Here is a 16,939-nt window from a genome sequence, read left to right on the forward strand (position 1 = left end):
ACACTCGCCAATATGGCCAGGACGGCAGTTAACGCGGCGGCGCTGACTGCCGCTGCGGCAGCTAAAATTTCCACCAGTGCAATTAGCGCAGCAGCAACGGCAAGGGTGACAAGGATAACAACAGCAACTTCGGCAACAATTACAACCACTTCCAGCATTCCTTCACCCACCTCTTTTAATATTTGCATCCAGCGAATGTTTTTCAGCTCTTCCAGGGTGAGATCTGAACCCTGTTGCACAGTTTGCCACCGGGCTTTTATCTCACTCTCCGTCCAGGTCACGATTTTCCCCGTTTGTTCACTGACCCAGGAAAACGCGTAGCTGACCTGATGGCTTATCGGGTCAATAATCTCTTCACATACCCATTTGCCGGCTTGATTGAACCAGGTACCAAACTGGGCAAGGAGCTCCCGGGTACTGTCGCGGACATAATTCAACCCATTTTCGGCCAGACCCGCCACCTCCTGCCCATTGCCAATGGGATATTTGCCAGAAAGCAAAATCCCATAGGCTTATCAGGCAAACAGTGATGACCTGGTGGTCGGGAAAGGCTGTAAGCATTATCAAGCTCACCGCAAACCCGACACATCCATCAAATTTTTCAACCGCCTTTTTGTTTCCGGCGATTCAGCATGTGCAGTGCGATACATCTCACTGCTATCATTGCTATCTTGATAGTGGTGAATCGTTTACTAAAGAAATAACTGATAAATTAACCAAGTAATTTAATGATGAAAAAATTTATTTTTCATGGAAATTTTTTCATTATTTTAAATAATATTGAGGTTATTTTTACAGATAAAAATCACCATATTGTTTTTATTAACAATTTAATTCCAATAAAATAATATTTAGCATTCTTTATCAGAAGAATCACCTATTATATTAATATGAATTTAATGAAAAGATTATTTCCATAATCTACACTGCAAAAGTCAGACCTTCTTTATATTATTAACCAGGAGTAAATTATGAAAAAATTGACATCTATGCTATTTATTTTAATTGGTATGATTAGCGCCCCTGCATTCTCAGCGGAAACCAATAGCGGTGTTGTTAAAGTTGCAGAAATTAAAGCTGATTGGGACAATCCTGCACATTATCTTTATACATTTAGTGGAATTTTAGCCAGTAACTGTGGAAAACCAGGTTATATTTGGTCAGGTTCAAGTTCTGAAAACGTCAATGATGTACTAAAACAAGCTTATGCACAGGATTTAAATATTAAAGTTGGTATAGATAACGTAAGTTGTAATATAACTACGGTTTATGTTATTAAACAACGGTAATTAATTTTTACATTATCATTAATGGAATAAAAAGATAGATAAGCATTAATCCCCTAATAAAATCCTCTACTACACCGTAGAGGATTTTTAAATTAATTCAAACAACATTTTCTTTGTAAAATCATCTCAGCGTAACATTTATTCACAATATATTTCAGTGACAAAACTCGGTGCATTCTCAATAGTGTCGTGAACTGGGCAGGTTTTATTAATAAAGTCGACAAAAGCATGAATTTCCTCTTCACTATTATCCGATTTAATATGAAATTTTGTCACTATTTTGGAGAAACCTAATTTCGCTTGTTTGTTTCTACCAGTGAAACCATCAGTATCAAGTTCACCTTCCAGGTCAACATGAATATCAATTAAGTTAATTTTGTGCAGTTTAGCAAAAGCCTTTGCTACGATACATTTACAGGCTCCCAGAGAACAGAGTAAAGCTTCAACGGGATTCATCCCCTGATCAGTACCACCTAAATTACGCGGCTCATCCAAATAAAAGGAGAAATCTCTTGATGTACATTCAACTTTTAATCCAGCTACAGATTTTACTTTGGCAGTATATAATTCTTTCGCCATGATCTAACTCCTTATAATTAAATATTAGTTTCTACCGGGTCAAACAGAGACAGTTATTATAACTTTTAATTTTTCTCCATTTTGTTTTTAAAGTGCTTATCCTTTCATTATTCTTTCCTGACGTGTTCCTTTATCGGCTTAACGAATACTTCCATAGAAGTATTGATCACAGAATTATTTGAGCAGCTGCCTGTTTGTTTACCGGGGCCATGAGTTCATATAAACGCGCCAGATCTGAAAGCACTTTAGGTCAAAAATGAACTTATCTTCAAAACCGGTGTTCACCCTACTTCGGGCAACATTCCGCTCACTATCCCGATCTGGATTGCGATTACTGCAATACCGCAAGCAAACACCAGCAATAGTGCCGGTTTACCGCCAAATACCCGATAGCGGCGCTCATTTTGCTGACGGGATTTATATGCCAGGAGACTAGGCAATAATAATGCCAAAATTGACAACGCAACTGCGGCATACCCTAATGCCATCACAAAGCCTTTTGGATAAAACAGCGCGAAAATCAAGGGTGGAACGAAAGTTAACAACCCCGTCTGCATACGCCCGCTTACATTATCTTTGCGTTTAAATAGATCGCCCAGAAAATCAAACAAGCCAAGTGCGACACCGAGAAATGAGGTTGCGAGCGCCAGGTTGGCAAACATTTGTACGGCCAGTTCAGTTTTCGGTGAAGCAACAACTTCACGAATGCTGTGTAATAAACCATTCAACCCTGCATTTTCAGCTAAGATATCAACGAATGTCGTGGAATTAATACTACCGAGAGTCGCCAATTGCCAGAAAATATAAGCAAGTAGCGGAATTGCGCTGCCGATGATAAATACCCAACGCAGCCGACGTATATCTCCATTCATATATTTCACAATACTGGGAACACTGCCGTGAAAACCAAACGATGTGAATATCACCGGAATGGAAGATAATATTAGTCCTTGCTCTAATGGCATGGTCAGCAAGTTAATATGCTGAACATGCGGCATCATCATCCCCAACATTAATATCAGAAAAATAATTTTTGCACCAAAGATAACCCGATTAACCACATCTACTGAACTGGTGCCAATGCAAACAACACTACCAGCAATTACCGTAAACAGGACAACACCGACTGAAGCAGGAAAGGATGAATTAAACCATTTATTAAGGCTGGTCGTTAGTAACTCCCCCGCCCCACTGATATATGCCGCAGTCAGTGCATACATCAGAAACATCATACTGAAACCCGCTAATATTTTACCGCCATTGCCAAGATAGCGCTGAGCAAGTGTCCCCAGCCCCGTATCAGGCGACTCAAATTGATAAGCTTCAACCAGCAATAATGCGGTGTAACTCATCACAATCCACAAACCCACCAGCATGATCAAACTGACACCAAATCCCACACCAGCAGTTGCTAATGGCATAGCCAACATACCAGCACCAATTGTTGTTCCTGCTATGATAAAAGTACTGCCAAAAGTTCGGTTTTTCACGTTTTTTTCCCTTCGAATCAACAGCAAATATTTAATAACAAAAAATCAAACCACTTTCTTTTTTTCTTCTTCATCAACAATCTGAGTGAGTTTGTGAATAAAAATTTCCTGAAGCCTCTCCCAATATTCGTCAAAATCGTCAGTATTACGTAAACAATGCGTCATTACTGCCGCCCGTAAGACATAGAGACTACGAACTTTATTCCACTCTTCCTGACTGAAACCACAACTTGCAACATAATGCCAGGGAGTATCGCCGTATTCGCTATAGCCCAGTGAAGTGGAAGAAGTCAGAAAATCATTAGTATAAGTACGGCCTGTAGAATATGAGCAAAGCTCATACATACGTTTATTAAGACGGTTGTGATGCCCCAAATCGTCATTACCCCGCTCTTTAAACGTAAAATTGACCATATGGAAATCAGGATGTGGCATGACATGAATTTCAAAACAACGTTTACCAACAACTAACGGTTCTGTAGCTAACAGTTTTTTAACCATCCAATTAGCGGCCACAATACCCGCAGCAATAACTTTGCCATAACCATTGATATTCAGTGGGACCAATCTATGCGCTGCCCAAATCGCTGCCGAAGTAGCTCCAGCTTTAGATCCCTCCATAATAGAAGAACCAAGTACCACACGCCGATTAACCGGTTGCTCAGGTTGATCATTAACATCTTCAAAAACATAAGCGGCACGGTAGGAAATCAAATCAACAATACGCTTATCTTTCATGCATACGGCCCCAGCCGCATATTGAATAAATCCAACTTTATGAGGATCTACGGTAATTGAATCAGCATGACACATTGCCCTGAAACTCTGATAAATTTCAGGTTTAGGCCAAATAACACCATCAGGAATAATTTCCAATTCTCGATAACGGCGGATAAGTTCATCATATTCCATAAACTCACCCCGTTCATTAAGGAACATTGCACTGGCATAACCTGCATAAGCAGCATCGATATGCACATAAAATGAAGCGCCATAACGTTCTTCGCACTCTCGACGCAATGCAATGACTTCATCAACTCTATCAATTGCCCCAACTTCTGTGGTTCCAACCACTGTCACCATCGCCAAAATCGGTTCGCCCTGTTCTATCAGGCTGAACGTAATCTCACGCATCTTTTCAACATCGGTGCGATAATATTCATCTACCGGCAATGGAACGATATGCTCCTGGCCAATCCCAAAAACGTCCATGGCTTTCATCCACGAATAATGCTTTGACTGTGGAACTAAGACCTTGCCAAACATTCCCTGCTTTATTCCTACACCCCGACAAGAAAGTTCACGAACTTCTTCGAAAATACCTCGTCTTTTTAATTCATCCGTCAGATCCAAAATATCTGACGACGACATATTCAACAGTTGTTGTTCTGATTTATCCTCAACGAGATCACAAGATTGTGGGTGTTGTGCAATAGCAAGTGGCATGGTTTTTAAATTACGTGCAACCCATAGCCCTTCATAATTAGCAACGGTTCCGCCTGATGTGATATGTCCCCAAGCCCGGCGAGTGTCATAGCCAAACATCCGGCACAGATCCAATCCTGCTTCAATTTCCAGTTCTGTTGTGGTCGGGGATGATTCGTGAGCACAATTGTTTGGGTTGTACATCATCGCCATAACATACGCGAGATTGGAAACCATCAGCGTATCAGCATTCATATGTCCCATATAACGGGGAGAAAACCAGGGAACAGACGTGTTTTTCAATTTTGCGGAGAGTTGATTCAGAATCCCTTCGGTTCGATAAAGGGTTTCTCTGTAATCAGGTGCATAACGATCAACGGAAGTGACTAAGGCTGGATCTTCTGGATGAAAATCAGAACGCCAGTGCATATGCTCACTTACGGCGTACTCCATCATTTCTCTAAAAAAAACTGCATTTTCTGATTTAGGGCCTAAAAACAACGCATCAATATTTAAGTGCGAAGTAAACTGCTTGGTCATAATCACATACCCTTTTCCAACTGACATAAACGACCGTCAGTAACAGAGAGAAGCGTATCTGCTTTATTTATTAATGAAATCGCTATCATTCTCCAATAAGCAGACAGAAACTTTTATGCCACTTAACTTGCTAGTGGTTGTTTATACTCCAGTATTACAAATACTAAGAAAAATCCTATCAGGTGAAAAGATTAGCCATTAACATATCTATAACCAATCGTTTGTTAATAGATATAGACCACATTTGTTAAAATATTAATGATAATGTTAAATATAAATTCCGATTTTGTGCGCGAGGGCAAATAACAGATAAAAAACCACTCAAAAAATCAGCCGGAATAATGACTTCTCTGTCATTAAGCTTATTAATTATAAGGATTTTTCTAACACGAATCGGTTAAATAAACGGTATTCAGGGCTATGAGGTGCAATAGCCCTGATAATAAGAAGTGATTTCAAGATGATACATTTACCAATATAACCTTGCCGAGAACATCACCGGCTTCCATCATCCGATGTGCATCAGCGGCATCCTTCAGATCAAATACTTTACAAATTAATGGACTGACTTTTCCTGATTTCAATAATGGCCAGACATGCTTTTCTAATTCTCTGGCTATCTCAGCTTTTTCTTCCACACTGCGAGAACGTAATGTAGACCCTGTGTGGGTCAGACGTTTTAACATTAAGGGCATCAAATTAAGATTTTCAGGATTTCCTTTCATCATACCAATCTGAATAATTCTCCCGAACTTAGCTGCAACTTTATAGTTTTTATCGACATAATCCCCACCGATTAAATCAACAACCATATCAACGCCCTGCTTGTCAGTCAGTTGCAACACTCGCTCAACAAAATCTTCTTTCCGATAATTAATCACAAAATCAGCTCCTAAACTATGTGCAACTCTCGCTTTTTCATCGGAGCCAACTGTAGTAATTACTCTGGCACCAAAGGCTTTCGCTAACATAATAGTGACACTGCCTATTCCAGAAGTACCACCATGAATTAGCACGCTTTCTCCTTGCGTTAACTTACCCGTCTGGAAAACATTAGCCCAGACTGTAAAAAAGTTTTCTGGCAATGCAGCCGCTTGAACAAAATCCCATCCATATATCGGTAAAGCAATAGTATCATGTACCAGACAATACTCAGCATAACCCCCACCGGCAACAAGCGCGCAAACCTTATCGCCAATATTCCAGCGTTCACAACCTTCACCTTTGGCAACAACTTCTCCTGCAATTTCCAATCCAGGTAATGGAGATGCGTCAGGTGGTGGTGGATAAGATCCCATTCTCTGAAATATATCCGGTCGGTTAACACCCGCTGCAGCCACTTTAACCAACAAATAACCTTTTTCTGGTCGTGGTAACGGAACTTGAACCAGATGCAATTTCTCAGGACCTCCGGGCTTAATGATACTGATAGCTAGCATATATTGGGGTAATGAATTAATTTGGCTATGCATACATACCTCTTATTTCTTCTGACGATCCTTTTTACGGATTCTGTTTAATATGATGAGTGTAAAATGCTGTAGAACGAAAAAACCGTTAAACAATGACCATAGCAGAAAACTATTACATGACAAATATGTAGGTAGCGCAGATACGCTATTATAAACATCATTGCTAATTTTCTATTCGTTTTTCCTCACTAATCATCTAAGCGATTACTTTAAAGTAGCAGAAAGAAAACCTTGCTGCATTAGAAGAACTGAATCGTATCACTGATCAATACAGCTTTTTAAAAAGAGATTGGTGAAAAAATTTTCCTATCTTACAATTCTATGTAAGCGAATTTTTCGAAATTGCAAAATATCATTGAGGTGCTAATGGAGACAACAACAAAAGAATCCAATAATCCGGTAACAAAACGGACAAGTGGATTCGAGCAGTCTGAACTTATCAAAGCACGCATCGTCAATCTTGCTGATTATTTTATTGAGGTACTTAAAAAGAGAGATCCAGATAGCCTTTCCCTATTGTTAACACTACCCGATGATGAATTTTGGGCAGAAGTTAAAGGACGAGCCAACTATATTGAAATAGTAGAAACCGTTACACCGGAGAAGAAGAAGCATGAAGAATTTATCGAAAGCAGGAATGCTTTTCTGACTTACCTCGGAAAATATGGTGGCGTCTACAAGTCCAGCAAAGTTGCGGACATATTAGGAGTGACTCGTCCAACAGTAAATAAATATGGTGAAAATCATAAACTCATCGTATTAAATTGGGGTGTGGAAAATTTATATCCGGTCTTCCAGTTCTCCGTAAGTAAAAAAACCAGGAATAAAGGATACTTAAAAGGCGTTCCAGAAATATTGGCTAATCTGGGGTCAATCAGTGGTGTAAAAAAATGCAATTTTTTCATCCGTAAGATAAGTACATTTGCTCTTGATATAAATCTGGATGAATCCACGACGGTACTGGATATCCTCAGAAATGGCGCCTCCAATGATGAAATTGCCCAATTGGTAAAACTCGCGAAGGTTTTTGGCGCTTCTGATTCCATATAAAGCCCCCACTAATCTATGCTTAAATTAATTCCAAATACACGCAAATCTTCCTATACCCGTTATCTTTCAAGTTGCCTCTTTGTTCCACCTTGCCTAAATAGTTAGCTTATTCCAGACCTCCAGCTACCATCAAAAAACGCCGGAGGTCCATTTTTTCACAACACGTTTATTCAGGATTTATCCTTATCCAACTAATATCAAATCCCCTGTTTGATAAATAACATAAACTTTCGTACTCATTCTAACTTCGATAGTACAATGATCACCTTCTGTTAAAGTCATGTTAGTTGACCAAACTTTATTTGATAAAGATGAATACGCTGGCTTACCCTTATTGACTTCTGATTGATAAGCACCATTCTTTAGAGAAACATATTTATTATCCCGGAAATTTTCGTTAGCAAATGTTACGATTAATTTATTTTTAGTCAATTCAACCTGGGCTATGGTTTGTTTTAAAAACATAAATTGTGCATCATCGACTTGTGAAAGATAAATATCCTTCTTCTTATACGATATTCCGCTATCATTTATATCTTTAATCAATTCAGATAAAGTGTTTTGAGTAACATTATCATTTATTTTAGATTGGGATGCATCCGTATATAAACCAGAAATTCTTTGCTTTATATTTTCTTCTGCAAAGGTTGTTTCGAATATTACATAAGTTCCATTCGGTAATCGTGCCTGAATAGCTAATTCATTAGCATCATTTAAATTTTTATTTGTTACCCACGTTGATGGAGAAATAAATCTAGAATAATAAGCTTTTCCTTTATTTATTTCCGATATATATTTGCTATCTTTAGTTGCAACATATTGATAATTTTTAAATAATTCATCCTTGAAATTCACTGTCAGATGATCAGAATCGATATTTATACTCATTAAAGTATTTATCAAGAACATTTCCTGTGCAAGATGAAAGACAGATAACATTCTTTCACTGTCACTAGCGTGCTTGATAGCGTCAAATATATCATCCAACTCGCTCTGGGTCACATTATCAGCAATCTCTGTATGATCTTGATCTTTGAATAAATTATTCAACCTTTCCCATAATTTAAAATCATAAACTGTCGTGTTATAAATAGCATATCTACCTTCATTAAATCTTACTTCAATTTCAATTAGATCATCTAAGGAAAAATTATGCGAGACTTTCACATTCAGACCATCTTCATCTAATTTTGCGCTGCAATAAAACGGCTTGCCATCTTTTATTTCTGCAAGATATTGGCTATTCTTTTTAATGATATATTGATATGGAGTATACCAATCAAGATCGATGGTAAATTCAAACTTGCTATCACTTAATAATGCTTTATTTATATTCTTCATAAAGTAAGCCAATTCAGGAACATATTTCTGCTGTGGCATCTCTATTGTAATCGAATTCTTATCATCATTTTCCCAGATATTTTTCTCTAATGGTGGTAATTTTTTCAATATTTCTAATGTTTTATCATCAGGTGTAATTCCCCATTTATCAAAAAAATCAGCTAGATTAATATTGGCCAGTTGAGACGAAGATATTATAAGCTGTTGTTTTTTCTCATCATTACTAACAGGCAATGAATCCATTAACCTATAGACTTGATGAAGCTGAGGGTAAAATCCATTACCGAATGTTAATCTTAACTGCCATAGCATTCCTAACTTTATATTAATATCTTGGGCATCAAAATTCTTTTCTTCGGCAACTAAATATTCTTTGATTTTAGGATAGTATTTATCCATAAAACTCGCTCTACCATAAAAGCCTTCTTGTACAGCTGCAGAATATAAGTTTACTGTAACCTCGGTCATTCCTGTTCCACCACTCCAGGTATAAGGAGATTGTTGTCTTTGATGACCACTTTCATGCCAAATTCCCCAGCCATTATTGGTAGTTAATAATCGTTGCAGGGCCGCATTGCCATTAAAACCCATATGTCCATTAGTTGCGAACATATATAAACGGTCTGCTTCTACATATAATAATTTATTTGGATCGACTCTGTAATCTGCTTTTCCATCTTCTAATATTCCTGATATGTCATCCTGAAAGCGAATAAAATCATCATAATATTTCATTAATCCATTTGGATCAGTCAGATATTTCCTGGCGCTATTATATCTTACAACAATTATGGCCCGTTCACTGCTAAGTTGAACGACCGGTGCATCAGAGTATAATTCCATCATATTTTCCCAATCTTTATTATTGGTTTCATTCAATTTAAATGATGGAACTTTTTGTAATTCTGATTGAACAATAATTTTCACATAACCATCATTATTGTTGTTGGTAAAACTGAGTAAACCTTCATTTTTTGAGGTAAATTTATTTAATCCGTCCGTTAATAGATATTTTTCCGGTTTATTAAGTTCAGGAACTCCAATCACTGCATTTACCGAGCCATGAGTTTCTCCTTCAATATTTACAATAATTTCCTGCCCGGGAATAACGTAAAATTCTGTTGGTTGCAGCTCACTGTGTGCAAGAGATCTTCGCTGTATTTTTTTGTATTCATTAGCATAACCGTTACCATGTAAAATTATCTCTTTCCTATTCTCAGTCATATTATTACCACCTTCTAATTTAGGTTAGGAACATCGCAAAAATTCAGATTAATTACATTGCGAACTAATAATTACGTTTAAAATAGTATCACTATAAAAAAATTACCCAACACCTATAAAAGTAAAGCCATCCATCAAAAATGATTCGATAGAATGAGTTTGCCAGCGATTGAACTCTCACAGGCAAGAGTGACATGTGACTAGATGATTTGGATTTACCCACAAGAAAAAAACTGCTACACATAGGGTAATAAATACGTTTTTACTCCGTATCTGGGTGGGATTATTTCCATAATAGTCAATACAAGTGTTTATCAATCCACAACATCAATTTGAAAAATAAGATATTATTGGAGAGAGAATAATGAAGAAAGTAATAAAGAATATATTTTTATTAACTGGCTTTATAGTTAGCAATTTGACATTATCTCACGCAGCGATTATTCCACCAGGTACACAATTAGCTGTTAAGCAAGATATCGTGCGTAATAATGGTTCAGAGCCTGTATCTCTTGACGTCCATAAAGTCGAAAATGACGTTGAATTTAATATTATTAACGATTTTTTTAGTGGATTAATCAGTACCGATCGTGGTGGCAAGTTAATCCCTGATTTAGCTGCCCGTTGGGAAACTAAAGATAATAAAGTATGGCTATTCCATCTCAGAGAAGGAATAAAATGGTCTGATGGTTCGCCGATCACTGCGCATGATGTGGTATTTAGTTGGCAACGTTTAGCTGATCCGCAAATGGCTTCTCCGTATGGCAGCCATATTGAAAATATGCATATAGTCAATGCCAAAGATATTCTCTCTGGGAAGAAAAAACCCCATGAATTAGGGGTAAAAGCACTGAACAATCTGACAGTAGAAGTGACATTAGAACAACCCCTCTCCTACTTTTTACAGATGCTGGCATATCCTGTTATGGTCCCAATTAGCCAAAAAGCCGTTGAAAAATATGGCGAGAAATGGACTCATCCCGATGTATTTGTCAGTAGTGGACCATTTAAATTAGCTGAATGGATCGTCAATGAAAAGGTGGTTGGCGTCAGAAATCAACAATATTGGGACAATGCACATACTGTCATTAATAAAGTTACCTATCTTCCTATAGCATCAGAAACAGCAGATATAAATCGTTATCAGGCAGGAGAAATCGATATAACAAAGAATATCCCTTCCATTTTATTTAAATCTTTAAAAGAAAAATTAGGCGATCAGGTTCACATTACACCCGCGTTAGGGGTTTATTATTACGATCTCAATAACAAAAAAGCGCCTTTTAATGATGTTAGAGTCAGACAGGCATTAAATCTAGCTTTAGATAAAATCATTATAGCGAATAAAGTTTTGGGGCAAGGTCAAGAACCTGCTTATAACCATACTCCACCGAATACCGGAGGAATGGATTTAGAGCAGCCCGATTATGCATTATGGACACAGCAAGCAAGGATTGAAAAAGCCAAACAATTATTGAATGAAGCCGGTTACAATAGCAATAATCCATTGAAATTTAATCTGCTTTATAATACATCAGAAGAGCATAAAAGAATTGCAATTGCAGCAACATCAATGTGGAAGAAAAATCTGGGTATAGATATTGTTTTACAGAATCAAGAGCGAAAAACAATGTTAGATGCAATACGTCAAGGTAATTTTGATATGGTGAGATATGCTAGGATTGCTGATTACAATAATCCGGCATCATTTTTAAATAATTTTGTTACTAATAGCTCCAATAATACATTTTTATACAGCAATGAAATTTATGATAATTTGATCAAAAAAGCCAAAGCAACAAATGATCCGAAATATTTCCAACAAGCAGAAGATATTCTAGCAAAAGATGTCCCTGCTATTCCTGTGTTTTATTATGTTGGTGTCAGACTGGTAAAACCTTATATTGGCGGATATTATCTGAGTCCACTCGGTTTTATGTCATCGAAAGATCTTTATGTTATTAAGCATTAGTATAGTATTTTTATAATCATTAACAATAAAAGGGAAATCAGTGATCGACTTCCCTTTTAAATGGCAATGTATCCATAAGTCTTTATAGTTCTATACGAACAAAGTCTACAGCAGTATGATCAAAAATATGCACATCTCTTCTAATCGCGCGCTCTAGTGCAGCGACATTTCCACCATTAAAAGGAATTGTAATTACTTCTCCGCTACAATCAACTTCATTCCAATTTACTTCCCAGTTTACGTGGGATTCCTCTCCCCAATTATCTATCCATGCGCGAATTGTTATCGGACTCAGATTATATCTTATCGGAATTTTCACACGCGGCATAATCTTACCCTATAGTATTCATATGGAATACAGTTGGTTATTACTCATCATTATCAATCTTTTGATGACATGACAAATTAATGACATAAAAATATACTAATTCGCAGTTGGTTGATGTAATCCCTATATTCTTAGAAAACAAACCTATCCTGCTAATTAAACAATAGTATAATTATGTAATAAATCAACCATCAATATAAACCTTGATAATTGATTTATTATTCCATTTTGTTATTAATAATTTCCCTGCCACAAATTAAATAGAAATAAATCTAAGTGTGGATATTATTTTACAGAATCAGAATCAGAATCAGAATCAAAAAATAATGTTAATTACAGTATACCCTATGGATTTCAAGATGCATCGCGATGGCAAGTGAACGCATCCCCAGGAGCATAGATAACTATGTGACTGGGGTAAGTGAGTGTAGCCAACAAAGAGGCAACTTGAAAGATAGCAGGTATATCTATAATTCGCCCTGCTTACTTACCTAGACAGAGTCATTTACAGAAAAGCGAATATCAGGTATTGCTCAATTTGTAGTATCAATTCTAAAAAATGTGAGCTTATTGGAGAAATGATGATGAAAAAAGCGATAAGAAATATATCTTTATTCACAGGAATAATAATTGGGAGTTTGACATTATCCCATGCAGCAATTATTCCCCCAGGTACACAACTGGCAATTAATCAAGAAATTATCCGTAATAATGGTGCAGAACCGGCTTCCCTTGATGTCCATAAAGTCGAAAGTGATGTTGAATTTGATATTATTAATGATTTTTTTAGTGGCTTAATCAGTATAGAACGTGATGGAAAATTAAGTCCTAATTTAGCTACCCGTTGGGAAACTGAAGATAATAAAATATGGTTATTTCATCTCAGAGAAGGAATAAAGTGGTCTGATGGTTCACCGATTACTGCGCATGATGTGGTTTTTAGTTGGCGTAGATTAATTGATCCGCAAATAGCATCTCCATATGGCAGTTATATTGAGAACATGCATATAGTCAATGCTAAGGATATTCTTGCAGGAAAGAAAAAAACCGAAGAATTAGGTGTAAAAGCATTGGATAATCTAATAGTAGAAGTGACGTTAGAACAACCGCTATCCTATTTCTTACAGATGTTGTCCCATCCCGTCATGGTGCCAATTAGCCAAAAAGCTGTTGAAAAATATGGTGAAAAATGGACTCAACCAAACGTGTTTGTCGGTAGCGGGCCATTTAAATTATCGGAATGGATCGTCAATGAAAAAATAGTGGGAATCAGGAACCAACAATATTGGGACAATGAACATACCGTTATTAATAAAGTCACTTATCTTGCTGTAACATCAGCAACAGCAGCCGTGAGTCGCTATTTATCGGGAGAAATAGATATAACAAAAAGCATTCCATCAGTTCTATTTGAATCTTTAAAAACCAAATTAGGCAATCAAGTCCATATTTCACCTATATTAGGGGTTTACTATTATGGGTTTAATACTCGGAAAGCACCTTTTAATGATATTAGAGTCAGACAGGCACTAAATTTAGCTTTAGATAAAGATATCATCGCAAATAAGGTATTAGGGCAAGGTCAAAAAGTTGCTTATAATCATACCCCACCGAATACCGGAGGAATGAATTTAGATCAGCCTGATTATGCATCATGGACATTACCGAAAAAAATTCAACAAGCCCGACAGCTATTGAATGAAGCCGGTTATAATAGAAATAACCCATTAAAGTTTAATCTTCTTTATAATACATTAGAAGATCATAAGAGAATTGCCATTGCTGTGTCCTCAATGTGGAAGAAGAATTTAGGAGTAGATGCCATTTTACTAAATCAAGAATGGAAAACTATGTTAGATACCATGCATCAAGGGAATTTTGATGTCGTAAGACATGCATGGATGGCTGATTATGATCATCCCGCATCGTTTCTAAATAATTTTGTTACCAATAGCTCTAATAATACCTCATTATATAGTAATGATATTTATGATGACCTGATCCAGAAAGGCAAGACAACAAATGATCCAACATATTTTCAGCAAGCAGAAGATATTTTGGCAAGAGATGTTCCCGCAATTCCTATTTACCACTATGTTAGTGCAAGGCTGGTAAAACCTTATATTGGTGGATATTATATCAGCCCACGTGGTTTTATATCATCGAAAGATCTTTATGTTATTAAACACTAACCGAGCAATACTGTAACTATTGTAGTATTTAAATAAACATTACGGTTTGAAAAAATTTAACTAGTTTCAAACCGTAATAAATCACTCGACAGTTTAGATTAAAAACTGATTTTATAATTCATTCAAAATATTAATCATAGTGATCAGTTATTTTATGAAATGAAAACGACAAAGAATATCAAATTAAATAAGAATTTCTCATCTACACTTAATATTGTTAGTCCAAAACAACATTCTAACAGTCAAATCTTAATAAAATCAGATTGAAATAGTGAGGGGTTGTAATATGGGCATTATTCACGTTACCAACAATATGAAAAATGACACAATTGAAGTTGCAATTAACTACTGGAGTACTGATGAAGCCCGTTTCACCGTGTCCGACTATTATTTTAATATCACCCCTAGACATTTTAGGGCTTCCTGGTTTGTTGATGATTGGCGCGGTTATATCATGTCAGTCAAAAAGCTAGGAATTACATATTCATATTTCATTTTACCTGACACCAAAATTATTGTCGGAGAAAATCGAGTGACAGAAAATGAATATGTGATAAGACCTTTATTTGTCAGCTAGTTCATTTATATTCAATGTTGTTAATCCGAAACAGCATCCTGATAAATCAAATCTTAATGAAATTAGACTTAAATAGTAAGGGAGTTGTAATATGGGCATGATTCACGTTATCAACAATACGAAATGTGACACAATTGAAGTTGCAATTAACTACTGGAGTACTGATTACGCACAGTACAATGTGTCCGACGATTATTTTACTATAGTTTCTGGAGGCTCTAGAGATTCTTGGGTTGTCGACGATTGGCGGGGTTATATCATGTCAGTCAGAAGGCTCAAAATCATATATTCATATTTCATTTTACCTGACACTAGAATTATTGTCGGAGAAAATCGAGTGACAGAAAATGAGTATGTGATAAAACCTTTACTTGTAAGATAGTTCATCGCCTTGATTGAGTATAAATGATCCCATGTGTCTATTATCGGTGACCATCTAAACGGTCACCGAATTTAATAATGAATACTTATCAAACTAGACTTTCCGCAAGCCTAAATCCCATAATATACAAAGGAGAATGATATCTTCCATGTCGCCTTCTTGTTCTACATAGATCACGAAATCGGGTAAAACTACCTCCTCGAGCAACTTTATAGTGGCTACCTTCAGTAAGCATTAAATCATCATATACAGCAGTACCTGACTGATAGGGAAGATAACTATCAGAAGTATACTCTTCAACATTTCCAGCTAAATCTAAATGATGGAAATGCTCAGTATGTTCAAATGTTTTTTTAGTTATTTCAAGTGAATTTAAGAAATCACCAACTTTACCTGAATTAGAATGCGATCTATGGCTTCCTGAGATAATCCCCAATTTCATTATTTTTCCTCACGTTATATATTTTGAATACCTTTTAACACCCATATCAAAAACCAATTTCGCTATAAAAATTAGAATCAATGTGACCAGAGTTTGAATAAAAAACCATTTCATACTCATTATTCCACTCGCTACTGAAGCTGGAACACCAGTTATAAATAGACACGGAAGTATGAACATTAAAATAAAACGAATTACACCATGAAAAGATTGTTCAGGTCTCACTATACCCAATAGATTTCAAGATGCATCGCGACGGCAAGGGAGCGAATCCCCAGGAGCATAGATAACTATGTGACTGGGGCAGGGTGGGATTCCACTTTGTATTTAATTTAATCAAAGATAAGTTGACTACGGAATTCCCCTGACCAAATGGCTCTTCGACGTTTAGCCGCCTGACTGTCTTTTATACTGGTATTCTGTTTAATCACATTTAATGCAATTCGGTTAAAAAGCGCCATTTGTGCAGCCCCATCAGGATCTTTGAGTGAGATAGCATCTTCTCGAAAAGTGACATCTAATACCCAATGCAGCTCGTTTTCTACCGACCAGTGCCTTCTTATTGCCTTAGCCACGATTTCCGCCTCCAACGGTAGCGAGCTGACATACCAGCGTGAATCACGATGGGGAGGCTGG

At 36.7% G+C, this 16,939-nt stretch carries 14 protein-coding genes and 2 pseudogenes; 5 read left to right on the forward strand and 11 right to left on the reverse strand.

The features are described 5' to 3' along the window. Together BO26_RS17015 and BO26_RS24700 are read right to left on the reverse strand one after the other, a co-directional pair. Window positions 1–461 (reverse strand): annotated as a pseudogene (locus BO26_RS17015) (VRR-NUC domain-containing protein); the annotation flags it as partial. Window positions 462–463: 2 nt separating this feature from the next. Beyond that, window positions 464–574: pseudogene (locus tag BO26_RS24700) on the reverse strand (class II histone deacetylase); the annotation flags it as partial. A 397-nt stretch (window positions 575–971) separates the two neighbouring features. On the opposite strand from BO26_RS24700, the gene BO26_RS17020 reads away from it, so the two are divergent. Next, window positions 972–1,289 (forward strand): hypothetical protein, encoded by a 318-nt coding sequence (locus BO26_RS17020; RefSeq protein ID WP_036773562.1) that lies wholly within the window; start codon window positions 972–974, stop codon window positions 1,287–1,289. A 138-nt stretch (window positions 1,290–1,427) separates the two neighbouring features. Here the strand turns inward: BO26_RS17020 and BO26_RS17025 are convergent, their stop codons facing one another. The 4 genes from BO26_RS17025 to BO26_RS17040 form a co-directional block, all read right to left on the reverse strand. Next, the gene (locus BO26_RS17025) at window positions 1,428–1,868 is read right to left on the reverse strand and encodes an OsmC family protein (protein ID WP_036773563.1); all 441 of its coding nucleotides are present in this window, start codon (window positions 1,866–1,868) and stop codon (window positions 1,428–1,430) included. Window positions 1,869–2,149: 281 nt separating this feature from the next. Continuing rightward, the gene (gene tyrP, locus BO26_RS17030; RefSeq protein ID WP_036773564.1) at window positions 2,150–3,358 is read right to left on the reverse strand and encodes a tyrosine transporter TyrP; all 1,209 of its coding nucleotides are present in this window, start codon (window positions 3,356–3,358) and stop codon (window positions 2,150–2,152) included. Window positions 3,359–3,403: 45 nt separating this feature from the next. Further along, a complete protein-coding gene (locus tag BO26_RS17035; protein WP_036773565.1) occupies window positions 3,404–5,323 on the reverse strand; it encodes a pyridoxal phosphate-dependent decarboxylase family protein in 1,920 nt (639 codons plus the stop codon). Window positions 5,324–5,778: 455 nt separating this feature from the next. Continuing rightward, a complete protein-coding gene (locus BO26_RS17040) occupies window positions 5,779–6,795 on the reverse strand; it encodes an NAD(P)H-quinone oxidoreductase (protein WP_036773566.1) in 1,017 nt (338 codons plus the stop codon). A gap of 366 nt (window positions 6,796–7,161) precedes the next feature. Here BO26_RS17040 and BO26_RS17045 point away from each other — a divergent pair, with 366 nt between their 5' ends. Further along, the gene (locus BO26_RS17045; protein ID WP_036773567.1) at window positions 7,162–7,845 is read left to right on the forward strand and encodes a hypothetical protein; all 684 of its coding nucleotides are present in this window, start codon (window positions 7,162–7,164) and stop codon (window positions 7,843–7,845) included. A 183-nt stretch (window positions 7,846–8,028) separates the two neighbouring features. Here the strand turns inward: BO26_RS17045 and BO26_RS17050 are convergent, their stop codons facing one another. Continuing rightward, a complete protein-coding gene (locus BO26_RS17050; RefSeq protein ID WP_051691029.1) occupies window positions 8,029–10,410 on the reverse strand; it encodes a M60 family metallopeptidase in 2,382 nt (793 codons plus the stop codon). Between the two features lie 364 nt (window positions 10,411–10,774). Between BO26_RS17050 and BO26_RS17055 the strand changes: the two genes are divergently transcribed. Further along, window positions 10,775–12,382, forward strand: a complete 1,608-nt coding sequence (locus BO26_RS17055; RefSeq protein ID WP_036773568.1) for an ABC transporter substrate-binding protein — start codon at window positions 10,775–10,777, stop codon at window positions 12,380–12,382. An 82-nt stretch (window positions 12,383–12,464) separates the two neighbouring features. Here BO26_RS17055 and BO26_RS17060 read toward each other — a convergent pair whose 3' ends face one another. Continuing rightward, window positions 12,465–12,710, reverse strand: a complete 246-nt coding sequence (locus BO26_RS17060) for a hypothetical protein (protein WP_036773570.1) — start codon at window positions 12,708–12,710, stop codon at window positions 12,465–12,467. Between the two features lie 581 nt (window positions 12,711–13,291). Here BO26_RS17060 and BO26_RS17065 point away from each other — a divergent pair. Next, the gene (locus tag BO26_RS17065) at window positions 13,292–14,902 is read left to right on the forward strand and encodes an ABC transporter substrate-binding protein (protein WP_036773572.1); all 1,611 of its coding nucleotides are present in this window, start codon (window positions 13,292–13,294) and stop codon (window positions 14,900–14,902) included. A gap of 286 nt (window positions 14,903–15,188) precedes the next feature. After that, window positions 15,189–15,479 carry a hypothetical protein gene (locus BO26_RS17070; protein ID WP_036773573.1) on the forward strand — a complete coding sequence of 97 codons (291 nt, stop codon included), beginning with the start codon at window positions 15,189–15,191 and terminating at the stop codon, window positions 15,477–15,479. 470 nt (window positions 15,480–15,949) lie between these two features. Here BO26_RS17070 and BO26_RS17080 read toward each other — a convergent pair whose 3' ends face one another. From BO26_RS17080 to BO26_RS17085, 3 genes are all read right to left on the reverse strand, one after another. After that, window positions 15,950–16,303 (reverse strand): SUMF1/EgtB/PvdO family nonheme iron enzyme, encoded by a 354-nt coding sequence (locus tag BO26_RS17080; RefSeq protein ID WP_036773576.1) that lies wholly within the window; start codon window positions 16,301–16,303, stop codon window positions 15,950–15,952. Window positions 16,304–16,312: 9 nt separating this feature from the next. Further along, the gene (locus tag BO26_RS22375; protein WP_268870616.1) at window positions 16,313–16,528 is read right to left on the reverse strand and encodes an ABC-2 family transporter protein; all 216 of its coding nucleotides are present in this window, start codon (window positions 16,526–16,528) and stop codon (window positions 16,313–16,315) included. 107 nt (window positions 16,529–16,635) lie between these two features. Further along, window positions 16,636–16,939, reverse strand: a 304-nt coding sequence (locus BO26_RS17085) for an ISAs1 family transposase (protein WP_036772395.1), incomplete at its 5' end; no start/stop codon positions are given.

It is taken from the genome of Photorhabdus australis DSM 17609, assembly GCF_000711895.1.
In the GTDB taxonomy this organism is placed as follows: Bacteria; Pseudomonadota; Gammaproteobacteria; order Enterobacterales; family Enterobacteriaceae; genus Photorhabdus; species Photorhabdus australis.